Source organism: Streptomyces spinoverrucosus (assembly GCF_006539505.1).
Lineage (GTDB): Bacteria > Actinomycetota > Actinomycetes > Streptomycetales > Streptomycetaceae > Streptomyces > Streptomyces spinoverrucosus.
Genome location: NZ_BJND01000003.1, coordinates 143,272 through 163,670, shown reverse-complemented (window position 1 = coordinate 163,670; position 20,399 = coordinate 143,272). Strand labels below are relative to the sequence as shown.

Genomic DNA, 20,399 nt, shown 5'->3' with positions numbered 1-20,399 from the left:
CTATGCCGAGGCGCGCCGTGCCGGTCGCCGCCGTGTCGGCCGGTCAGTCCCGGCCACCCTTCTCCTTGGTCGGCCACACGCCGGTCGAGCGCGCGATGGCCTTGGCCCCCGTGCGGTCCACCGCACTGCGCACCGCCGCGAAGATCGCTCCCTGGATGGCGGCGGCCAGCAGGATCTCCCCCCAGCCGCGGTCCGGGTCCAGCGCGTCGGGCGCGTCCTCCTCGTGCCGCAGCGCCATCCACGTCTTGCGGAAGGCCAGGCCCGCCAGCGCACCGCCCGCATAGCCCAGCACCCATCCGACCGGCTGGTAGGCGAGGGGGAATTTCTTCTTCTTGATCTTCTTGGCCACCGTGGTCTCCCTGGTTGTCGGTGTACGGGCTGTGGGGTTCAGGGACGGCCGGCGGCCGGGACGTCCTCACCCGGGCGGACCGCCCCCGGCGGTGTGCCGTCCCCGAACGGACGGCCGCCGAGTTCCTCGCGGTGATGCGGGGTCAGCCAGCCGGACAGGTCCGGTCCCAGCGGCACGATCCTGGTCGGATTGATGCCGGTGTGCACCTGGTAGTAGTGCCGCTTGATGTGGTCGAAGTCGACGGTGTCGCCGAAGCCGGGCGTCTGGAAGAGGTCGCGGGCATACGCCCAGAGCACCTGGTTCTCCGTCAGCTTCCACCGGTTGCACTTGAAGTGGCCGTGATAGACCGCGTCGAACCGGACCAGCGTGGTGAACAGCCGGATGTCCGCCTCCGTGATCGTGTCGCCGACCAGATACCGCTGCCGGGCCAGCCGCTCGGTCAGCAGCTCCAGCCGCCGGAAGACGCCCGAGCAGGCGGCCTCGTACTCCGCCTGCCCGGTGGCGAAACCGGCCCGGTACACGCCGTTGTTGACGTCCTCGTAGACGTTCGCCATCACCTCGTCGATCTCGTCCCGCAGCCCCTCCGGGTACAGATCCGGCGCGCCCTCCCGGTGCAGGGCGGTCCACTCGGTGGCGAAGTCGAGGGTGATCCGCTGGTAGTCGTTGGTGACCAGCTGCCGGGTGGGTACGTCGACGATGGCCGGCACGCTGACACCGCCGGGGTATCCGGTCTCGCGCTTGTCGTACGCCTCGCTGAGGAAGCGGATGCCGAGGACGGGGTCACGGCCGTCCGGGTCGAGGGTGAAGCGCCAGCTGCGGTCGTCCTGGATCGGGTCGGCGATGGCCATCGACACCGCCGCCTCCAGCCCCAGCAGCCGCCGTGAGATCACCGCGCGGCTCGCCCACGGACAGGCACGGCTGACCACCAGACGGTAACGTGCCGCCGCGACCGGCCAGCCGTCCCGGCCGTCCGCCGTGATCCGGTCCGCGAAGTGGCTCTTGGACCGCTGGAACGACGTCCGGCCGTACGCGCGGTTGCCGTCACCGTTCCCGTCACCCTGGCCGTTCATGGCCTCTCTCCTCCTCACCGTGTCCTCACCGTGGGCAGTGCTGCCGACCGGGTTCCCCGAGTTCCCCCGTTTCCGCCCCCGCCACGGTGTGATCCGCCCCGACGGGGGCAACCGGCCGTGATGAGCGGGACATCCAAGAACGACCGCAGGACCCGCGTGACCGTACTCGTCGCGCTCGCGGCCAACCTGGTGATCGCGGTCGCCAAGGCGATCGGCGGGGTGATCGCCGGTTCGCCTGCCCTGCTGTCGGAGGCGGCGCACTCCGTGGCCGACAGTCTGAACGAGGTCTTCCTGCTGGCCGCCCTGCGCCGCAGCCGCCGCCCCGCCGACGGGCGGCACCCCTTCGGCTACGGCAAGGAGCGGTTCTTCTGGTCGCTGCTCGCCGCCGTCGGGATCTTCGTCATGGGCGGCTGCTTCTCCTTCTTCCAGGGCTTCGAGGCGCTCACCAAGGGCACCGAGGAGACCTTCGGCGGTTACGCGGCGGGCATGATCGTCCTCGGCGTCGCCCTCCTTGCCGAGGGCGCGTCCCTGCTCCGCGCCCTGCACCAACTGCGCCGACAGGGCGTCGCCGACGGCCTGCGCGACCCGGCCCTGCGCACCGTCGTCGCCGAGGACGGCACCGCGGTGCTCGGTGTGACCCTCGCCCTCACCGGCATGGCGCTGCACATGGCCACCGGCGAGGTGGTGTGGGAGGCGTCCGCCTCGCTGGCCATCGGCGCACTGCTGGTGTACGTGGCGTACCGCCTCGGCAAGGACGCCCGCGCCCAGCTGATCGGCGAGGCCGCGGACCCGGAGGCCGGCGGCAGGATCCGTGCGCTGCTCCAGGCGCAGCCCGAGATCGACAGCGTGGAGGCGCTGTTCACGATGAAGACCGGCATCGACTCGGCGCTGGTGGCCGCGCGCGTCGACCTGGTCCCCGGCCTGGACAGCGAGCGGGTCGAGGAGGTCGCCGTACGCATCAAACGGTCGATCGCCCGTACGGTGCCCGAGGCCGACCAGATCTTCCTCGACGTGACCGACCGGCTCGCCGAGGAGGCACGCGAAAGCCCCGCCGCGACGGGGGAACGCGGCGGGGCCTGACGTGCGGGTGCCCGGCGTGCACGCCTTCATGCATCGCGCGCCGGGAAATAAATTCCGGCTCAGTCCCCGTCGACCGGTTCGAGCACGAACACCGGGATCTCACGGTCGGTCTTCTTCTGGTAGTCGGCGTACGGCGGATACGCGGCCACCGCACGCTCCCACCACTGCGCCTTCTCCGCGCCGGTGACCTCCCGGGCCGTCATGTCCCGCTTCACCGGGCCGTCCTGGAGGTCCACGCGCGGATCGGCCGTGACGTTGTGGTACCAGACCGGGTGCTTGGGCGCCCCGCCCAGCGACGCCACGACGGCGTAGCGCCCCTCGTGCTCGACCCGCATCAGCGGCGTCTTGCGGATCTTGCCGCTCCGCGCACCCCGGGTCGTCAGCAGGACGACGGGCAACCCGGTGTCCATCAGGGTCGTCCCCTTCGTACCGCCGGAGCTCTCGTACAACTCCACCTGCTCGCGCACCCACTGCGTCGGACTGGGCTCGTACTCGCCCTCAAGTGGCATGGCAACCGTCCCATCGTCGTGTATCGAAGCCCCCCCATCACCGTGCCCCAACACTGACAAACGCGGGATTCATCCACCCCGGCCGACACTCCGGCGCCCGTGATGACCTCCGAGGTAATCGCGCCGTTCGCGTGCTCACGGCACAGTCGAACACACACCCCGCCGGGAGCCGCCCGAAGGAGAGGACACCCCATGACCCCGACCCCCACCGAGACCGCCACGACGACCCGCGCCACGGTCGAGGAACTGCTGCGCAGGATCGGCCAGGGCGACCCCGACCACATCGCCGAGCTGTACGCCGCCCACGCCGACTGGAAGCTGAGCTGGCCGGACGACGAGCACGGCCGCGCCGCCACGCCGTGGATCACCCAGCGCGGCACCCGCGGCGACGCCGCCGCCCACTACCGCGAGTTGGCCGCCCACCACGTCCCCGGCGCCGCGGACACCAGGATCGAGCGCGTCCTCGTCGACGGCGCCGACGCCGTCGTGCTCGGCGAGATCCGCCAGACGGCCCGCCCCACCGGACGCCCCTACCGCGCCCGGTTCGCCCTGCATCTCACCGTCGAGGACGGCCGGATCGTCCGCCACCACGTGTACGAGGACAGCCTGTCGGTGGCCCGGGCCTTTGGGCCCGTCTGACAAATTCCCGCCTGCCGCGCCGCGTCTGGCACGCACGCTCGCCGCGTTGCCGAACCGCCCACGTAACTCCTCCCCCCATCGAGGGCGGCTCCGGCGCCTTGCGATCGCACGGTCCCCCGCGCTCGAGCAACCTCGCGCGGGTGGAGCCCCATGACGCCGCGCGCCCCGCCCTCCGGGCGGACGACGGGAATTTGTCAGACAGGCCTCAGCGCGAGCTGAGCCCGTCCAGCACCGCCAGACGAAGCCGCCGCAGCCGCGCCGGGTCGGCGACGACCTCGTAGGAGCCGATCCGGTCGCCCTCGACCGTGACCGTGAGGGCGAACAGCAGCCGTCCGCGCGGGGCGACGACGATGCCGACGCGGCCGTCGACGAGGGCGGTGGCCGCGTGCCGGGACCGCTCGCGCAACCGCACCGTCCCCTCGGCCACCGCACGGGCGCCCCGCAGCTCCGGAGCCACTCCGGGCGGCAGGACTGCGGGGTCGGCCCGGCGGACCACGTCCGGGGCCAGTACGTCGAGCAGCGCGCCCATGTCGCCGCCGCGCGCGGCGGCAAGGAACGCCTCGACGACCCGCCGGTGCCGGTCCACCTCGGCTGCGGGCAGCGCCGGTGTGCCCCGCACCTTCTGGCGGGCCCGGCTGGCCAGCTTCTTGGCCGCCGGCTGCGAACGGTCGACGATCCGGGCGATGTCCTCGAAGGGCACGGCGAACAGATCGTGCAGCACGAACGCGACCCGCTCGGCCGGCCCCAGCGTGTCCAGCACGACCAGCAGCGCCAGCCCCACCGAGTCGATCAGCACCGCCTCGTCCTCGGGCACGTTGCCGTCGCCGTCGAACTCCTGGCCGTACGGCTCCTCGCGCCGGGCCGTGCGGGCCCGCAGCATGTCGAGGCAGATCCGGGACACCACCGTCGTCAGCCAGGCCGCCAGATTGCCGACACCGTCGCCGCCCGCGCGGCTCAGCCGCAGCCACGCCTCCTGCACGGCGTCGTCCGCCTCGTCGGGCGAGCCCAGCATCCGGAACGCGACCGCCCGCAACCGCCCGCGCTCCGCCTCGAACCGCGCCGCCAGCTCCTCCTGGCCGCCCATGGCTCACCTCCCTCCGGCCTGCTCCCTCAGTCCCTCGACGATCCGTCCCCGGCCGAGGTGACACCCGACGCCAGCAGCAGCCGAGCCCCCGCACGCGCCTGTGCGGCAGGCTCCGCGCTCCCCGTGATACCCGCCGTGACCATGGCGCCCTCCGCCAGCAGGCACAGCGGCCCGGTGAGCGCGGCGGGCAGACCGGCGTCGGCCACCAGACCGCCCACGTAGTCCCGGAAGGCCCGCTTGTGCGCCCGCACCTGCTCGGCCACCCGGCCGGAGACGGCGCCCAGTTCGCCGTACGCGTTGATCCAGGCACAGCCACGGAAATCCGCCTCGCCGAACCACTCCGCCAGCCAGTCGAAGACGGCCAGGATCCGCTCCCGCGGCTCCTGCCGGGCCGCCACATACGCGGCGAGCCGCCCCCGCCAGCGCACGTCTCGCCGCTCCAGGTACGCCTCGACCAGCTGCTCCTTCGCCGGGAACAGCTGATACAGCCGCTTCAGCGAGACCCCCGAGGCGCCGCGCACGTCGTCCATGCCGACGGACTGCACACCCCGCCCGTAGAACAGCCGCTCCGCGGCGTCCAGAGCCCGCTCCCGGGCGACTGCGGTGTCCATGAACGACCTCTTCCTTGACGCGAGAACGAGCGTTCTCCTACGGTAGCAGCAACACGGGAGAACGCTCGTTCTCTCCCTTCCCGTCGAGGAGCCCCCATGACCACCCGCCCGCCCCTCCCGCCCTTCACCCGCGAGACCGCCGCGCAGAAGGTCCAGGCCGCCGAGGACGCCTGGAACACCCGCGACCCGCACAAGGTCGCGCTCGCCTACTCCTCGGACTCCGTCTGGCGCAACCGCGACACCTTCGTCACCGGCCGCGCCGAGATCGTCGAGTTCCTCACCGCGAAGTGGCGGCGCGATCAGGAGTACGCGCTGCGCAAGGACCTGTGGGCGTTCGACGGCAACCGCATCGCGGTCCGCTTCCAGTACGAGTGGCGGGACGCCGACGGCCAGTGGTGGCGGTCGTACGGCAACGAGCTGTGGGAGTTCGACGAGCACGGCCTGATGACCCGGCGGGAGGCCAGCATCAACGACGTCCCCATCGAGGAGAGCGCGCGCCGTATCCACGGCCCGCGCCCGGCGGCCGAGAGCGGCTGGTCCTTCCCGGTTGAGTAGGGTTCCCGGGTGACCGCACAGGACGGGAAGCCTTTCCTCTACGTCGTCGTCTGCGCCGCCGGGATCGCCGCGGACGTCAGCAAACTGATCACCGCCGCGCAGGAGCGGGACTGGGAGGTCGGCGTCATCGCGACGCCGGCCGCCATGGGCGGTTTCTTCGACACCGCCGCCGTCGAGGCGCTGACCGGCCGCCCGATCCGCTCCGCCTGGCGCACCCCGGGCGAGCCGCGCCCCTTCCCGCCGCCGGACGCCGTGGTGGTGGCACCGGCCACCTTCAACACCATCAACAAGTGGGCCGCGGGCCTGGCCGACACCCTCGCCGTCGCCACCCTGTGCGAGGCGTACGGCCTGGGCGTCCCGATCGCGGTCCTGCCCTGCGTCGCGGACGCGCTGGCCGCCCATCCCGCCTACAACGAGAGCCTGATGAGGCTCCGGGGGATGGGCGTCCGCTTCGGCGACCCGCACTCCGGAGAGGACCGTCAGGCGTTTCGGTGGGAGTACGCGCTGGACCTGGTCGACCGCTAGAGGGGGTTGAGCGCGGCGTACGCTCGCCTCGGAATCCCCTTTCCGACGGCAGGAGCAGCAACGATGCAGTACGTGAAGCTCGGTTCGACGGGCCTGGACGTCTCGCGGATCTGTCTGGGCTGCATGACCTACGGCCTTCCCGACCGGGGCGCGCACGAGTGGACCCTCGACGAGGAGGCGTCACGACCGTTGATCCGACAGGCGCTGGAGGCCGGGATCACCTTCTTCGACACCGCGAACGTCTACTCGGACGGCACCAGCGAGGAGATCGTCGGCAAGGCGCTCAGGGACTTCGCCCGCCGCGACGAGATCGTGCTCGCGACGAAGGTGCACGGCCGGATGCGTCCCGGCCCCAACGGCGGCGGGCTCTCCCGCAAGGCGATCATGACCGAGATCGACCACAGCCTCAGCCGCCTCGGCACCGACTACGTCGACCTCTACCAGATCCACCGCTGGGACCCGGAGACGCCGATCGAGGAGACGATGGAGGCGCTGCACGACCTGGTCAAGGCGGGCAAGGTGCGCTACATCGGGGCGAGTTCGATGTACGCGTGGCAGTTCTCCAAGGCGCAGTACACGGCCCAGCTGCACGGTTGGACCCGGTTCGTGTCCATGCAGAACCACTACAACCTCCTCTACCGCGAGGAGGAGCGCGAGATGCTGCCGCTCTGCGCGGACCAGGGCGTCGGCGTACTGCCGTGGAGCCCGCTCGCCCGCGGCCGCCTCACCCGGGACTGGGGCACCACGACCGAGCGCAGCGCGAACGACGACTTCGGCAGCCGCCTCTACCAGGAGGGCGACCGCGCCATCGTCGAGGCCGTCACCCGGATCGCGAACGACCGGGGCGTGCCGCGCGCCCAGGTCGCCCTCGCCTGGCTGCTGCACCAGGACACGGTGACGGCCCCCATCATCGGTGCCGCCAAGCCGCACCACATCGACGACGCGGTGGCTGCCGTCGAACTGGAGCTCACCGACAAGGAGATCGAGGAGCTTCAGCAGCCCTACACCCCGCACCCCATCTCGGGGCACTGAGACTCAGTGCGGGCCCGGCGGGTCGAACTCCGTGCCGCACGGGCCCGCGCCCTCGCTCTCCGGCAACGGCACCCGGTCGCCGCTCATCGTGAGTGTGCGGTAGAAGCCGCCGATGCGTTCGGCGGAGCGGCCGATGTAGTGGCCGATGAACGAGCGGCGGAAACGGTCGGTCGCACGGTTCGGCCCGGAGCCGTGCACCAGGCTGCCGTTGAAGAACAGGACGTCACCCGGCCGCATGTCGACCGGCACGGGAGTGAGCCCGGGCGGCGGCGGCACGTACTCCCGTGCGAAGGACACCTCCGCGTCCGCCTCCTCCGGGCAGAAGATGTCCATCCGGTGCGTGCCCGGCACGACCTCCAGACCGCCGTTCTCCCGGTCGATCACATCGCAGGCCACCCATGCCGCCACGCACGTGCCCGGCTCGACCCGCAAGTAGAAGTTGTCCTGGTGCAGCGCCTGTCCCCGGGCTCCCGGCGGCTTGAAGTAGAACATGCTCTGCGCGGCCAGCACCTCCTCGCCGAGCAGCACCTCCAGCACCCCGCGCAGCCGCGCGTCCAGCAGGAACCGCAGGGCCAGTTCGTTGATCTCGTGCGGGTGCATGACCCTCGGGTGGGCGGCGAGCGGATCGTCGCCCTCGCGCGGCTCGAAGTGCCCCGGCACCGGCCCGGCCGCGTGCAGCGCCGTGAACTCCGCGCACAGGCGGTCGATCTCGTCGTACCCGAACAGCCCGCGGACGACCGTGAAACCGTCCTCCTGGAACTGTGCGAGCCCCTCTTGGGTCAGGATGGGATGACCGGCGGCGCCTATGTCCGTGGCTGTCATGCGTCCACTCCTCGATGAGGTGTCGTCGGTGCACCACGCTAGGCCGGAACGCCGTCCGGGAGGATGTCCATGAGCGCTGACGACTTGCCCGAGCCTGCTGTCCCTGGTGATCCGGCGCCGCCGCCCGGCCTGGTGGTGGTCGGCCACTTCGACCAGTCTCCGGGCTACGCCGTCGATCGGCCACGCGGCGCGGACAGCTGGTTGTTCACCTGGACGACGGGCGGCCAGGGCCGACTGCGCCAGGGCGGCACTGAGACCCTTGCCGGTCCGGGGGACCTGGTCGTGCTCGCGCCCGGCGTCCCGCACGGCTACGGCGTCGCCCCGGACGCGCGCCGCTGGCGCTTCTGGTGGGCGCACTGCCAGGCACGGCCGTCCTGGCGGCCCTGGCTGCGCCCGTACGACGCCGGAGACGGCGTCCATGTCGTCGCGCCCGTCCCTGCCGTGCTGCACGGCAGGGTGGAGTCGGCGTTCCGCCGGATGCTCGCCGACGCCCGCTGGACGGGTGTGGAGGCACCGCCCGCGACAACGCCCGCCGACGACCGGATCGCCGTCGCCCACGGCATGGCGGCCCATGAGCTGGCGCTCGGTGCGCTGGAGGAGGTCGTCCTGCTCACGGCCGCCGCCGCGCGCACCCCGGCGCCCCCGCCCGGCGTCGACGCCCGGGTGCGCCGGGCCCAGGCGCTGATCGCCGCCGACCCGGGCGCCCCGCACACCGTCCGCTCACTGGCCGAGGCGGTCGCGCTGTCCCCCTCGCGGTTCGCGCACCTGTTCGCCCAGCAGGTCGGCGAGTCCCCGATGCGGGCCCTGCGCGAGGCGCGCCTGCGGCACGCCGCCCGGCTGCTGGAGGGCACCGACCTGTCCGTGGAACGCGTGGCGGCGGCCTCGGGGTTCGCCAGCCCGTTCCACTTCAACCGGGTGTTCCACGAACGCTTCGGAAGCCCGCCCGGCGCATATCGGGCCGCGCACCGGTGAGGGGCTGAGCCAGTCGGGTGATGCGGGGCCGTGCGGATCACACTCCGACGACCCGGAGCGACACCCACAGTGCCGCCACCGCCGCGATCAACGCCGACGGCACCGCGAGCAGCCCGAGACGGGTGAACTCCCGTACGTCGACGCGGTGCCCGTGCTGCCGCACGATGCGCCGCCACAGCAGCGTCGCCAGCGATCCCGCGTACGTCAGGTTCGGGCCGATGTTCACGCCGAGCAGCACCGCGAGCACGGCGCCCGGGCCGGACGGGGCGGCCAGCGGCAGCAGGGCCAGTATCGCGGGCAGGTTGTTGATGAGGTTGGCCAGGACGGCGGCCAGCGCGGCGATGCCGAGCAGGGCCACCAGTCCCGAGCCGTCGGGCAGGACCTGCCCGAGCGCGTCGGCGAGGCCGTTGTCGACCACCGCCCGTACCACCACGCCGAGCGCGAGCACGAACGCCAGGAACGCGGGCGCCGACGCCCGCACCACCGTGGACGACGTCGCCTGCCGCCGTACGCACGCGCGTGCCGCGAGCACCAGCGCGCCCGCGGCGGCCGCCCAGGCCGGCTCCAGGCCCAGCGCGGATGCCACGACGAACCCGGCCAGCGTGCAGGCCACGGTGACCAGCGCGAACACCGGCCGCTCGGGCGCCCGTACGGCCTCCTGCGCGGTGGGCGCCATCGCGAGGTCCCGGGCGAAGAACCGCCGGAACACCAGGTATTCGGCGCCGATCGCGACCAGCCACGGCAGCGCCATCAGCGCCGCGAACCGGGTGAAGCTCAGCCCGCTCGCCGTGAACGCCAGCAGGTTGGTGAGGTTGGAGACCGGCAGCAGCAGCGACGCCGTGTTCGACAGATGCGCGCACGCGTAGAGATGCGGCCGGGGCCGGACGCCCGCCCGGGCGGCGGTTGCCAGCACGACCGGCGTCAGCAGCACGACTGTGGCGTCCAGGCTGAGGACCGCCGTGACCGCCGAGGCCAGCGCGAACACCGCCGTCAGCAGCCGACCGGGCCGCCCTCCCGCCCGACGCGCCAGCCAGGCCCCGCAGGCCCGGAACAGGCCCTCCACCTCGCAGAAATGGGCAAGGACCAGGACCGCGGCGAGGAAGCCCACCACCGGCGCCAGCCGCTCGATCTCATGGAGCGCGTGGTCCGGCGAGATCGCTCCCGTCGCCACCGCCAGCCCGGCCGCCGGAACGGCGACCACCGCCTCCGGCAGCCCGAACGGACGCAGCACCGCCCACCCCAGCACGGCGGCGAGCAGGACGACAGACAGGGCTTCGGCGAGCGGCGTGTTCAGGGGGATCCTCGGACGGCTGCGATCAGGGGTTGCCGGTCCATCGCAGCAGGCGAGGGTAAGAGCTCGGTGAGATCAGGCTCCGGTACCCGCTCGCAGCACCGTGAGGGAAACCTCCGACTCGTTCCCGGCCACCGGCACTTCGCCGCCCGTCCACCGCACAGTCAGCTGGTCCCGTTCGTCCGGCGGGGTCACCAGCAGCGACGCGGGCGTGGCCGTGCGGGCCCCGGTGATTTCGGGGCTGGTGTACGACAGGCCGGACCAGGCGCTGTCGCCCGGCGCCAGCGTGACCCTGGACGGCGCGTCCCCCTCGCGCACCGGGTCGGGCCCGAGCTGCTTGCCGGAGGCGTCGACGAAGGCGGCGCCCGGGAAGCCGTACAAGGTGCACGTGCGGGACGAGGTGTTGGTCAGGACGATGGGGTAGTTGCGCTGACCGGCACCCGGGTTGACGCGGCCGACGGAGGCGCGCAGTTCGGAGGTGTGGCAGCGGGTCCCGCGTTCCATGGGGGCGGCGGCGTCCGTGAGGGACGGTTGCCGCGGCGGGCTGCTCGTCGTGCCGCCGGCCGCACCGCCGCAGCCGGTCAGCAGGCCCAGCACCGCGACCGCGCTCACGAGGAGCGCCGGGCGGCGCGTCGAGGGGGAGGGATGCGCGGACGGGGACGTGGACGTCATGTACCTCAACACTCCCGGACGTTCGCCGATGCGTACGTACTGGTGCTTGTGCCCCGTGCCGGGCGACAGATGCGGACGCGGCGGGGTGAAAGGGAAGGCGCGGCCTTCACTGCTCCGGGAGCGCGGCCCTCACTGCTCCTGGAACAACGCCAGCTCCGCCCAGATCGTCTTGCCCTCGGTCGTGTGCCTGCTGCCCCAGCGCTGGGTGAGCTGGGCGACCAGGAGCAGTCCGCGGCCGCCCTCGTCCCAGGTCTTGGCGCGCCGCAGGTGCGGGGCCGTGTGGCTGGTGTCGGACACCTCGCAGATCAGGGTGGCCGTGTCGTGGATCAGCCGGAGGCGGATGGGGTGGGAGCCGTACCGGATGGCGTTGGTGACCAGCTCGCTGACCACCAGCTCGGTGGTGAACTCGGCCTCCTCCAGCCCCCAGGTGCCGAGTTGGTTGACGACCTGCTTGCGCACCGGGGCGACCAGCGCCGGATCGGCCGGGATGTCCCAGGTCGCGACCTGCGAGGCGGGCAGCCCCTGGGTGCGGGCCAGCAGCAGGGCCACGTCGTCGCGGGCCCCGCCGGTCGGCAGCAGCAGGCGCAGGATGCGGTCGCAGGTCTCGTCCAGGGAGGCGGAGGGCCGTGACAGGGCCTCGTGCAGCAGGTCGTGGCCGAGGCCGACGTCCCGGTCGCGGGACTCGATCAGCCCGTCGGTGAAGAACGACAGCACGGTGCCCTCGGGCACATACAGCTCGGCCGCCTCGAACGGCAGCCCGCCAAGCCCCAGCGGCGGCCCGGTGGGCAGCTCGACCTCCTCTGCGGTCCTGCCCGGCCGCACCATGAGCGGCGAGGGATGCCCGGCTCGGGCGAGCGTGCAGCGCCGGGACACCGGGTCGTACACGGCGTACAGACACGTCGCGCCGACCTCCCCGGCGCTGCCGTCGGCACCGGACTCGTCGGACAGCCTCAGCACCAGGTCGTCGAGGTGGGTGAGCAGCTCGTCGGGCGCGAGGTCGATGTCGGCGAGCGTGCGCACGGCGGTGCGCAGCCGCCCCATGGTGGCGGAGGCCTGGATGCCGTGGCCGACGACGTCCCCGACCACCATCGCGACCCGCATCCCCGACAGCGGGATCACGTCGAACCAGTCGCCGCCCACCCCGGCCCGCGCCGCCGGAAGGTACCGCGAGCACGCCTGAACGGCGGCCGTGCTCGGCAGCGACTGCGGCAGCAGGCTGCGCTGCAGGGCGAGGGCGGTCTCCCGCTCCCGGGAGTAGCGGCGGGCGTTGTCCATGCACACGGCGGCGCGTGCCGTGATCTCCTCGGCCAGCAGTTGGTCGTCCGGCGTGAACGGGTGTGGGCGGCGGAACCGGGTGAGCACCGCGACGCCCAGAGTCGTACCGCGTGCCCGGATCGGCACGGACATCGTGGAGTGGATGTCGTACGGCCGCACCTGCTCCTTCCGGGCCGTGTCCCAGGACAGCCACTGGGCGAGGTCCTCGGACGCCGTGTCCGCGACGATCGTCCGGTCGGCCAGCAGGGAGTCGGCCTGCGGCGAACCGGCGGGGTAGACGTCCGGCCGGCCCGGCTTCACCACCGCCCCGGGGCCCGGATTGATCGACTGGTGCGCTGCCCGGCGCAGTGTGACCGGGGCGGTCAGTGGCCCGATGGCGGGCTCACCCGTGGGCTCCCGCGGGTCGAGCAGGTCGACGCTGATGAAGTCGGCGAGCCCGGGCACGCAGACGTCCGCCAGCTCCTGGGCCGTCCGGGTGACGTCGAGGGTGGTGCCGATCCGGACGCTCGCCTCGTTGACCAGCTGGAGCCGCTCGCGGGCCAGGTACTGGTCGGTGACGTCGTGCACGGCGACGCACACCCCGCACACCTGTCCCGCCGCGTCGGTGATCGGCGCCATCCGGCCCAGCCAGGCGGTCATCCGGCCGTCGTCGGCGGCGGGGACGCAGGTGTTGAAGTCGTGCGCCTGGCCGGTGGTGAGGACACGGTGCAGTTGCCGCTCGATCTCCTCGCTCCGGAGCCGGCCGCTGAGCTCGGTCACACGCAGTCCCCGGACCCGCTCCTCGGGCAGTCCGATCACCGCGGCCAGGGCGTCGTTGATCCGGTACAGCCGGAGCCGCTCGTCGTAGATCGCGACGGCGCAAGGGGACTGAATGAGCGCCAGCCGGTCCAGCGGATCGTCGTCCGGGCGGGCCCGGGCGCCCTCCAACGGGGTGACGACGAGCCAGTCCCCGGTGCGGCCGCCCGGCCCCGACTGCCGGTGGGCGAGCAGCCACACGGACACCGTACGGCCGTCGCGGTGGCGCAAAGTGAGCGTTCCGTTCCAGCGAGGTCCCCGGAGCGTGGGCGCCCTGCCCTGGACCAGCCGCGCGGCGGACCGCCCCACGACCTCGTCGGCCGTCCAGCCCAGCAGCCGCCGGGCCCCCTCGCCCCACTCGGTCACCCGGCCCTCGGCGTCGATGACGGCCCGGGCCGTGGCGGCCTCTTCGAACGGGTACTCCGGGGGCATCGTCGTCACTCCATCGCGCATATACGCACAGTGAACAACCAAGTCACTTCGGTTCCAGCCTAATGCGTCGCGGTCCGACGCGAATCCGGTCGCCGGGGGCCGTCCGGCGCGCCGGTCAAGAGCCGGATCCGGCCGATGTGACACCCGGGACAGAAGGACCTCACCGCACCCTTGACGGGCGTGCGTGGCACACCGTCAGAATCTGTTTGGTCGCGATCAGTTGTGAGTACTTCTGGGCCCTGATGAGGGAGAGCCGCCATGACGGTCACGCGCAGATCGGTTCTGATCGCCGGTACGGCCGCCCCGGCCGCCGGCGCGCTGGTGGGCACCCCGAGTGCCCTGGCCGCCGACGCCGCCGGGCACGCCCCCGGCCGCAGTGGCGTCCCCCTGCGCGACGGCTGGCGTTTCGCGCTGGTCAACCCGGGCGGCACCACCGACCCGACGGGCGCCTACGCCGACGCGGCCGACCCCGCGTACGACGACTCGGCGTGGCGCGAGGTCGCCGTACCGCACGACTGGAGCATCGAGCAGACCCCGACCACCGACCACGGCACCACCAGCGGCACCGGCTTCTTCCCCGGCGGCCTCGGCTGGTACCGCCTCGCCTTCACCCTGCCGCCCGGCTACGCCGGCAAGCGGATCTCGGTGGAGTTCGACGGCGTCTACATGGACGCGTACGTCTACTGCAACGGCCGCGAACTCGGCCGCCACCCCTACGGCTACACCGGCTTCGCCTTCGACCTCACCGACCTGGTGCACACCGACGGCACCACCGAGAACGTCCTCGCCGTGAAGGTGCACAACCAACTCCCCAGCAGCCGCTGGTACTCCGGCAGCGGCATCTACCGCGAGACCCGCCTCGTCGTCACCGAACCCGTGCACGTGCCGCGCTGGGGCACGTACGTCACCACACCCCAGGTCACCGAGGAGCGCGCCCTGGTGCGGGTGCGCACCGACGTGGTGAACGCCTCCGGCGGCGCGAGACCCGTCGAGATCAGCTCGCGCATCACCGGCCCCGACGGCCGGACGGTCGCCCGGACCAGCTCCACGGTCGACGTCACCGACCGGGCGACGGAGACCCATGAACTGACCGTGCAGCGGCCCGAGTTGTGGGACTTCGCCACCCCGCACCACCGCTACACCCTGGTCACCGAGCTGCGCGTCGACGGCGAGACCACCGACACCTACCGCACCCCCTTCGGCATCCGCACCTTCCGCTGCGACCCCGACGAGGGCTTCCACCTCAACGGCACCTACACCAAGCTCAAGGGCGTCGACCTCCACCACGACCTGGGCGCGCTCGGCGCGGCGACCCACATCGACGCCGTCCGGCGGCAGCTGACCATCATGAAGTCCATGGGCGTCAACGCCCTGCGCACCTCCCACAACCCGCCCTCGCCGGAGGTGATCCGGGTCTGCGAGGAGCTGGGCATCGTGCTCCAGGTCGAGGCCTTCGACTGCTGGCGGAGGGGCAAGAACCGCTACGACTACGGCCGGTTCTTCGACGAGTGGTGCGAGCAGGACGCCACCGAGATGGTCCTCGCGGCCCGCAACTCGCCCGCCGTGATCATGTGGTCCATCGGCAACGAGGTCCCCGACTCCACCTCCACCGCCGGGCTCGCCATGGCCGACCGGATCATCGCCGCCATCAAGGCCGCCGACGACACCCGCCCGGTCGTCATCGGCTCCGACAAGTACCGCCGCCTGCCCGCGAAGGGCTCGGCCGCCGACCTGATGCTGGCCAAGCTCGACGGCCTCGGCCTCAACTACAACACCGCCAAGTCCGTCGACGCCCTGCACGCGGCCTACCCGCACCTGTTCCTCTTCGAGTCGGAGTCGTCGTCGGAGACCTCGACGCGCGGCACGTACCAGGAACCGGAGCGGCTCAACACCGGCGAGAACTACACGCCGGGCAGGCGCGCCACCTCCTCGTACGACAACAACCTCGCCTCCTGGACGATGAGCGGCGAGTACGGGCACAAGAAGGACCGGGACCGGAAGTGGTTCACTGGGCAGTTCCTGTGGTCGGGCATCGACTACATCGGTGAGCCCACGCCGTACGACGTCTTCCCTGTGAAGGCGTCCTTCTTCGGCGCGGTCGACACGGCCGGGTTTCCGAAGGACATGTACTACCTGTTCAAGAGTCAGTGGACGAGCGAGCCGATGGTCCATCTGCTGCCGATGAGCTGGAACCACGCCAGGGGGGAGACGGTCGAGGTCTGGGCGTACGCCAATGTCGACACCGTCGAGCTGTTCCTGAACGGCCGGTCGCTGGGCGTGCGGCGGTTCGACACCAAGAAGACCACCGACGGGCGGGCCTACCTGGAGACCACCGAGGCCACCGGCGACGACAAGACCTTCACCGACGGCCCGTACCCCGGCAGCTACACCAGCCCGAACGGCAGCGCGGGCAAACTGCACCTCACCTGGCGGGTGCCCTTCGAGCCGGGGGAGCTGAAGGCGGTGGCCCGCACCGACGGCAAGGTGGTCGCCACGGACGTGCTGCGCACGGCCGGAGCACCGCACGCCGTGCGCCTCACCGCGGACCGCAAGTCCCTGGCGGCGGACGGGCGTTCGCTGCTCTTCGTGACCGCCGAGATCGTCGACGCCCGCGGCGTCGTGGTGCCCGGCGCCGAGCACCTCATCGCCTTCGACGTGAGCGGCGGCTCCCTCGCCGGACTCGACAACGGCCGCCAGGAGAGCGCCGAGCGCTACCAGGCGAGCACCCGGACCGCCTTCCACGGCAAGGCACTCGCCATCGTCCGCTCCGGCAGCAGGCCCGGCGCCGTGAAGGTGACCGCCCGCGTCAAGGGCCTGCGCACCGGGACCGTGACCGTGCGCACGACGTCCGCCCGGTCGGCCGCGACCACCCCCGCGCCTCGGTTCGCGCCTGACCACCCGGCGCCGCTGAACTACCCCCACGCCGACGCCAGTTACTCCGGCCGCCCAGACACGCTGCCCGCCGCCATGCTCGACAGCGACCCGGCCACCGGCTGGTCCAACGGCTTCCACAAGGCGGCCACCGCCCTGCTGCCCGCCTTCGACGGGGCCCGGGCGGAGGACTGGGTGTCGGTGGACTGGGGGCGGGCGCGGACCTTCGACCGGGCGGAGGTCTGGTTCACCACGGACGCGACACACAGCCTGCCCGCGGCCGTCGAGGCCGAGGTGTGGGACGGCCGCCGGTACGTGCCGGTCAAGGACGCGTCCGTCGACTGGGCCACCGCCTCCGACACACCGACGGTCATCACCTTCGCGCCGGTCCGCGGCTCCCGGCTGCGCCTCACCCTCACCAGCCGGTACCCCGGCGAGGCCAGGGGCGCGGTGCGCATCGGCAAGCTGGAGGTCCCGGCCGGTTGAGGCCCGTACGCCAACGGTCCGGACGCCAAAAGCAGAAGTCGTGTCCGGACCGTTGACGGGGTGTCACCTTTCGCACCATGGCGGACATCCGCAACTTGGGAGCGCTCCCATCGCAGGGGGCGCCACACGCACCCGAGGAGCCCCCGACGTGAAACGACGCAGAACCGCCCTGCTGTCCCTGACGGCCCTGCTGGGAACGGCCCTCACCGCACTGCCCGCCGAGGCCGACGAGGTCGAGCAGATCAGGAACGGCACCTTCGACACCACCACCGACCCGTGGTGGACCAGCAACGTCACCGCCGGCCTGTCCGACGGCCGGCTCTGCGCGGACGTGCCCGGCGGCACCACCAACCCCTGGGACGCGGCCGTCGGCCAGAACGACCTCACCCTGGTCAAGGGGGAGTCGTACCGCTTCTCCTTCTCCGCGTCCGGCGCGCCCGCCGGGAACGCCGTGCGCGCGATCGTGGGGCTGTCCGAGGCGCCGTACGACACCTGGTTCGAGGTGAAGCCGCAGCTGAGCGTCTCCGGTGACGCGTACGCCTACACCTTCACCTCGCCCGTCGACACCACGCAGGGCCAGGTCGCCTTCCAGCTCGGCGGGGGAGCGCAGGACTGGCGCTTCTGCATGGACGACGTGTCGCTGCTGGGCGGGGTGCCGCCGGAGCCGTACGAACCTGACACCGGGCCGCGGGTCCGCGTCAACCAGGTCGCCTATCTGCCCGCCGGGCCGAAGAACGCCACCCTCGTCACCGACGCGACCGAGGCGCTGCCCTGGCAGCTGAAGAACGCCGGGGGCGCGGTGGTGGCCCAGGGGAGGACCGTGCCGCGCGGTGTCGACGTCTCCTCCGGGCAGCACGTCCACTCCATCGACTTCGGCTCCTACCGGGCCCACGGCGCGGGCCTCACGCTGGTCGCGGACGGCGAGACCAGCCGACCCTTCGACATCGACGCAGGTGTGTACGAGGATCTGCGCCTCGACTCGCTGAAGTTCTACTACACACAGCGCAGCGGCATCGAGATCCGCGACGAGCTGCGCCCCGGCTACGGACGCCCCGCCGGACACGTGGACGTCGCGCCCAACCAGGGCGATACGAATGTGCCCTGCCAACCGGGCGTGTGCGACTACACGCTCGACGTCACCGGCGGCTGGTACGACGCCGGCGACCACGGCAAGTACGTCGTCAACGGCGGCATCTCGACATGGGAGCTGCTCAGCACCTACGAACGCGCCCTGCACGCCCGCACCGGCCGGCCCGGCACGCTCCGTGACGGCACCCTCGCCATCCCGGAGAGCGGCAACAAGGTGCCGGACATCCTCGACGAGGTCCGCTGGGAGCTGGAGTTCCTGCTGAAGATGCAGGTGCCGGACGGGCGGCCGCTGGCCGGGATGGCGCACCACAAGATGCACGACGAGCAGTGGACGGGCCTGCCGCTGCTGCCCAGCGACGATCCGCAGAAGCGCGAGCTGCACCCGCCGTCCACACAGGCGACCCTCAACCTGGCGGCGACGGCCGCGCAGGCGGCCCGGCTGTACCGGCCCTACGACCGGGCGTTCGCGGCGCGGGCGCTCGCGGCGGCGCGCAAGGCCTGGGCGGCGGCCCTGGCGCACCCCGCGATGTACGCCGACCCGAACGACGGCATCGGCGGCGGCGCCTACCCCGACAGTGACGCGACCGACGAGTTCTACTGGGCCGCGGCCGAGCTGTACCTCACCACCGGGGAGCGGCAGTTCGAGCGGCACATCCTCACCTCGCCCGTGCACACCGCCGACATCTTCGGCCCCCTCGGCTTCGACTGGGCCCGGACGGCCGCCGCGGGCCGCCTCGACCTCGCGACCGTGCCCAACCGGCTCCCCGGACGGGACAAGGTCCGCCGGTCGGTGATCAAGGGCGCCGACCGCTATCTGGCCACGCTGAAGGCACAGCCGTACGGCATGCCCTACGCCCCCGACGGCAACCTCTACGACTGGGGCTCCACCCACCAGGTCCTCAACAACGCGGTGATCATCGCCACCGCCTACGACCTGACCGGCGCCGCCAAGTACCGCGACGGCGCGCTGCAGAGCATGGACTACGTGCTCGGCCGCAACGCCCTGAACATCTCGTACGTCACCGGCTACGGCGAGGTCAGCGCGCAGAACCAGCACAGCCGCTGGTACGCCCGCCAGCTCGACCCCGGTCTGCCGAACCCGCCGCGGGGCACCCTCGCCGGCGGCCCGAACTCCAGCATTCAGGACCCCTACGCGCAGAGCAAACTCACCGGCTGCGTCGGCCAGTTCTGCTACATCGACGACATCCAGTCCTGGTCGACCAACGAGACGACGATCAACTGGAACGCCGCACTGGCCCGGATGGCGTCCTTCGTGGCGGATCAGGGCTGACGTACGCCACCAGTCTGGATATGACCTCGGGGGCGCTCAATGTGACGTACCTCTCTCGCATTCTGAGCGCCCCCTGTCCGTCCGGTACCGTCTCCTGGCCCCTCTGAGCTGGGGGTATTTACGAGTAAGTACCCTGGCGGTACCGTTACGGCATGCCAGCCCTCAACGTGGAGTTCAGTGATCGCGAGCTGGAGGACCTGCGGCAGATCGCCAAGGAGCGCGGTACGTCGATGAAGGCCCTCGTGCGGGAGGCGGCCGCGGCCGACATAGCCCGGCACCGGGCGTTGCAGGAGGGTGCCGAGGCCTTCCGCCGGTTCTTCGCCACCCACGCCGACGAGTTCGCGGCCGCCTTCCCGGACGACGAGCCGTCCGTCGGCGGCGAGGGACGGGTCGCCTGACCAATGGCACCCGTCCTGCATATCGACGTGCCGTGGCTTCTTCAGCGGCACGAGGAGGTCCTTCCGGACCAGCCGACGATCAACGACTTCTCCGCGCTGGTCGCCGCCGTCGCCCGGCACCGCGTCGACCCGCCCCGCCTCGGCGTGGACTCCGACCCCGCCTGGCGGGCCGCCGCCCTGCTGCACACTCTCGCCCTGCTCAAGCCGCTGCCCTCGGCCAACGCCCGCTTCGCCTGCGCGACCGCGGTGGCCTACATGTTCGTCAGCGGCGTCGGCATCGACCCGCCCTACGGCGCTCTCGTGGACCTCACCCGGGATCTGATCGACGGCAAGACGGATGTGTACGGGGCGGCGGACCGGCTGCGGTCCTGGCAGATCTGAGACCTGCCCCTGAAATAGCGAATGGCGGATCAGGTGCTATGACTTGCTGTCGAATTTGACTTTCTGTCAGTGGCGCTGATGTTGCCCAAGTGCCTTGTTGGCCCAGAGTGAGCTGTGCAAGGGTGAACCATCCGGCGGGGGGTGTAATGGCCGGGTTCTCGCGCACAATT

The 20,399-nt window shown here is 72.0% G+C and carries 19 protein-coding genes; 10 read left to right on the top strand and 9 right to left on the bottom strand.

The annotated features are described in order from the left end of the window. Positions 1–43: 43 nt before the first annotated feature. Both SSP24_RS01280 and SSP24_RS01275 read right to left on the bottom strand, forming a co-directional pair. Positions 44–349 carry a DUF4235 domain-containing protein gene (locus SSP24_RS01280; protein WP_141306664.1) on the bottom strand — a complete coding sequence of 102 codons (306 nt, stop codon included), beginning with the start codon at positions 347–349 and terminating at the stop codon, positions 44–46. A gap of 38 nt (positions 350–387) precedes the next feature. Next, entirely contained in the window at positions 388–1,419 is a 1,032-nt protein-coding gene (locus SSP24_RS01275) for a glutathione S-transferase family protein (RefSeq protein ID WP_141306663.1), read from the bottom strand. A gap of 120 nt (positions 1,420–1,539) precedes the next feature. Between SSP24_RS01275 and SSP24_RS01270 the strand changes: the two genes are divergently transcribed. Beyond that, positions 1,540–2,499, top strand: a complete 960-nt coding sequence (locus SSP24_RS01270) for a cation diffusion facilitator family transporter (protein ID WP_141306662.1) — start codon at positions 1,540–1,542, stop codon at positions 2,497–2,499. A 59-nt stretch (positions 2,500–2,558) separates the two neighbouring features. On the opposite strand, the gene SSP24_RS01265 is transcribed toward SSP24_RS01270, so the two are convergent. After that, on the bottom strand, positions 2,559–3,008 hold the full coding sequence (locus tag SSP24_RS01265; RefSeq protein WP_141306661.1) for a nitroreductase family deazaflavin-dependent oxidoreductase: 450 nt from the start codon (positions 3,006–3,008) through the stop codon (positions 2,559–2,561). Between the two features lie 192 nt (positions 3,009–3,200). Here SSP24_RS01265 and SSP24_RS01260 point away from each other — a divergent pair, with 192 nt between their 5' ends. After that, a complete protein-coding gene (locus tag SSP24_RS01260; RefSeq protein WP_141306660.1) occupies positions 3,201–3,647 on the top strand; it encodes a nuclear transport factor 2 family protein in 447 nt (148 codons plus the stop codon). Positions 3,648–3,852: 205 nt separating this feature from the next. On the opposite strand, the gene SSP24_RS01255 is transcribed toward SSP24_RS01260, so the two are convergent. Further along, entirely contained in the window at positions 3,853–4,731 is an 879-nt protein-coding gene (locus tag SSP24_RS01255) for a sigma-70 family RNA polymerase sigma factor (protein ID WP_141306659.1), read from the bottom strand. A 26-nt stretch (positions 4,732–4,757) separates the two neighbouring features. Next, positions 4,758–5,342 (bottom strand): TetR/AcrR family transcriptional regulator, encoded by a 585-nt coding sequence (locus SSP24_RS01250; protein WP_141306658.1) that lies wholly within the window; start codon positions 5,340–5,342, stop codon positions 4,758–4,760. 96 nt (positions 5,343–5,438) lie between these two features. Here SSP24_RS01250 and SSP24_RS01245 point away from each other — a divergent pair, with 96 nt between their 5' ends. The 3 genes from SSP24_RS01245 to SSP24_RS01235 all read left to right on the top strand — a co-directional run bounded on the left by SSP24_RS01245 (position 5,439) and on the right by SSP24_RS01235 (position 7,454). Next, the gene (locus SSP24_RS01245) at positions 5,439–5,897 is read left to right on the top strand and encodes a nuclear transport factor 2 family protein (RefSeq protein ID WP_141306657.1); all 459 of its coding nucleotides are present in this window, start codon (positions 5,439–5,441) and stop codon (positions 5,895–5,897) included. A 9-nt stretch (positions 5,898–5,906) separates the two neighbouring features. After that, positions 5,907–6,422: a flavoprotein gene (locus SSP24_RS01240; RefSeq protein ID WP_141306656.1), complete on the top strand. Its 516-nt coding sequence runs from the start codon at positions 5,907–5,909 to the stop codon at positions 6,420–6,422. Between the two features lie 63 nt (positions 6,423–6,485). Further along, a complete protein-coding gene (locus SSP24_RS01235) occupies positions 6,486–7,454 on the top strand; it encodes an aldo/keto reductase (RefSeq protein ID WP_141306655.1) in 969 nt (322 codons plus the stop codon). 3 nt (positions 7,455–7,457) lie between these two features. Here SSP24_RS01235 and SSP24_RS01230 read toward each other — a convergent pair whose 3' ends face one another. Further along, complete coding sequence (locus tag SSP24_RS01230; RefSeq protein ID WP_141306654.1) at positions 7,458–8,276, bottom strand: phytanoyl-CoA dioxygenase family protein; 819 nt, start codon at positions 8,274–8,276, stop codon at positions 7,458–7,460. Positions 8,277–8,345: 69 nt separating this feature from the next. Here SSP24_RS01230 and SSP24_RS01225 point away from each other — a divergent pair, with 69 nt between their 5' ends. Beyond that, on the top strand, positions 8,346–9,248 hold the full coding sequence (locus SSP24_RS01225) for a helix-turn-helix domain-containing protein (RefSeq protein ID WP_141306653.1): 903 nt from the start codon (positions 8,346–8,348) through the stop codon (positions 9,246–9,248). Between the two features lie 37 nt (positions 9,249–9,285). Here SSP24_RS01225 and SSP24_RS01220 read toward each other — a convergent pair whose 3' ends face one another. From SSP24_RS01220 to SSP24_RS01210, 3 genes are all read right to left on the bottom strand, one after another. Beyond that, the gene (locus SSP24_RS01220; RefSeq protein WP_141306652.1) at positions 9,286–10,542 is read right to left on the bottom strand and encodes an SLC13 family permease; all 1,257 of its coding nucleotides are present in this window, start codon (positions 10,540–10,542) and stop codon (positions 9,286–9,288) included. 72 nt (positions 10,543–10,614) lie between these two features. After that, positions 10,615–11,211, bottom strand: a complete 597-nt coding sequence (locus SSP24_RS01215; protein ID WP_141306651.1) for a DUF4232 domain-containing protein — start codon at positions 11,209–11,211, stop codon at positions 10,615–10,617. A 129-nt stretch (positions 11,212–11,340) separates the two neighbouring features. Continuing rightward, complete coding sequence (locus SSP24_RS01210) at positions 11,341–13,713, bottom strand: SpoIIE family protein phosphatase (RefSeq protein WP_141306754.1); 2,373 nt, start codon at positions 13,711–13,713, stop codon at positions 11,341–11,343. A gap of 258 nt (positions 13,714–13,971) precedes the next feature. Here SSP24_RS01210 and SSP24_RS01205 point away from each other — a divergent pair, with 258 nt between their 5' ends. The 4 genes from SSP24_RS01205 (at position 13,972) to SSP24_RS01190 (ending at position 20,229) form a co-directional block, all read left to right on the top strand. Continuing rightward, positions 13,972–17,070: a glycoside hydrolase family 2 TIM barrel-domain containing protein gene (locus SSP24_RS01205; protein WP_141306650.1), complete on the top strand. Its 3,099-nt coding sequence runs from the start codon at positions 13,972–13,974 to the stop codon at positions 17,068–17,070. A gap of 148 nt (positions 17,071–17,218) precedes the next feature. Beyond that, on the top strand, positions 17,219–19,450 hold the full coding sequence (locus SSP24_RS01200; RefSeq protein ID WP_141306649.1) for a glycoside hydrolase family 9 protein: 2,232 nt from the start codon (positions 17,219–17,221) through the stop codon (positions 19,448–19,450). Between the two features lie 152 nt (positions 19,451–19,602). Beyond that, the gene (locus tag SSP24_RS01195; protein ID WP_141306648.1) at positions 19,603–19,848 is read left to right on the top strand and encodes a hypothetical protein; all 246 of its coding nucleotides are present in this window, start codon (positions 19,603–19,605) and stop codon (positions 19,846–19,848) included. 3 nt (positions 19,849–19,851) lie between these two features. Beyond that, on the top strand, positions 19,852–20,229 hold the full coding sequence (locus SSP24_RS01190) for a toxin Doc (RefSeq protein WP_141306647.1): 378 nt from the start codon (positions 19,852–19,854) through the stop codon (positions 20,227–20,229). Positions 20,230–20,399 lie beyond the last annotated feature (170 nt).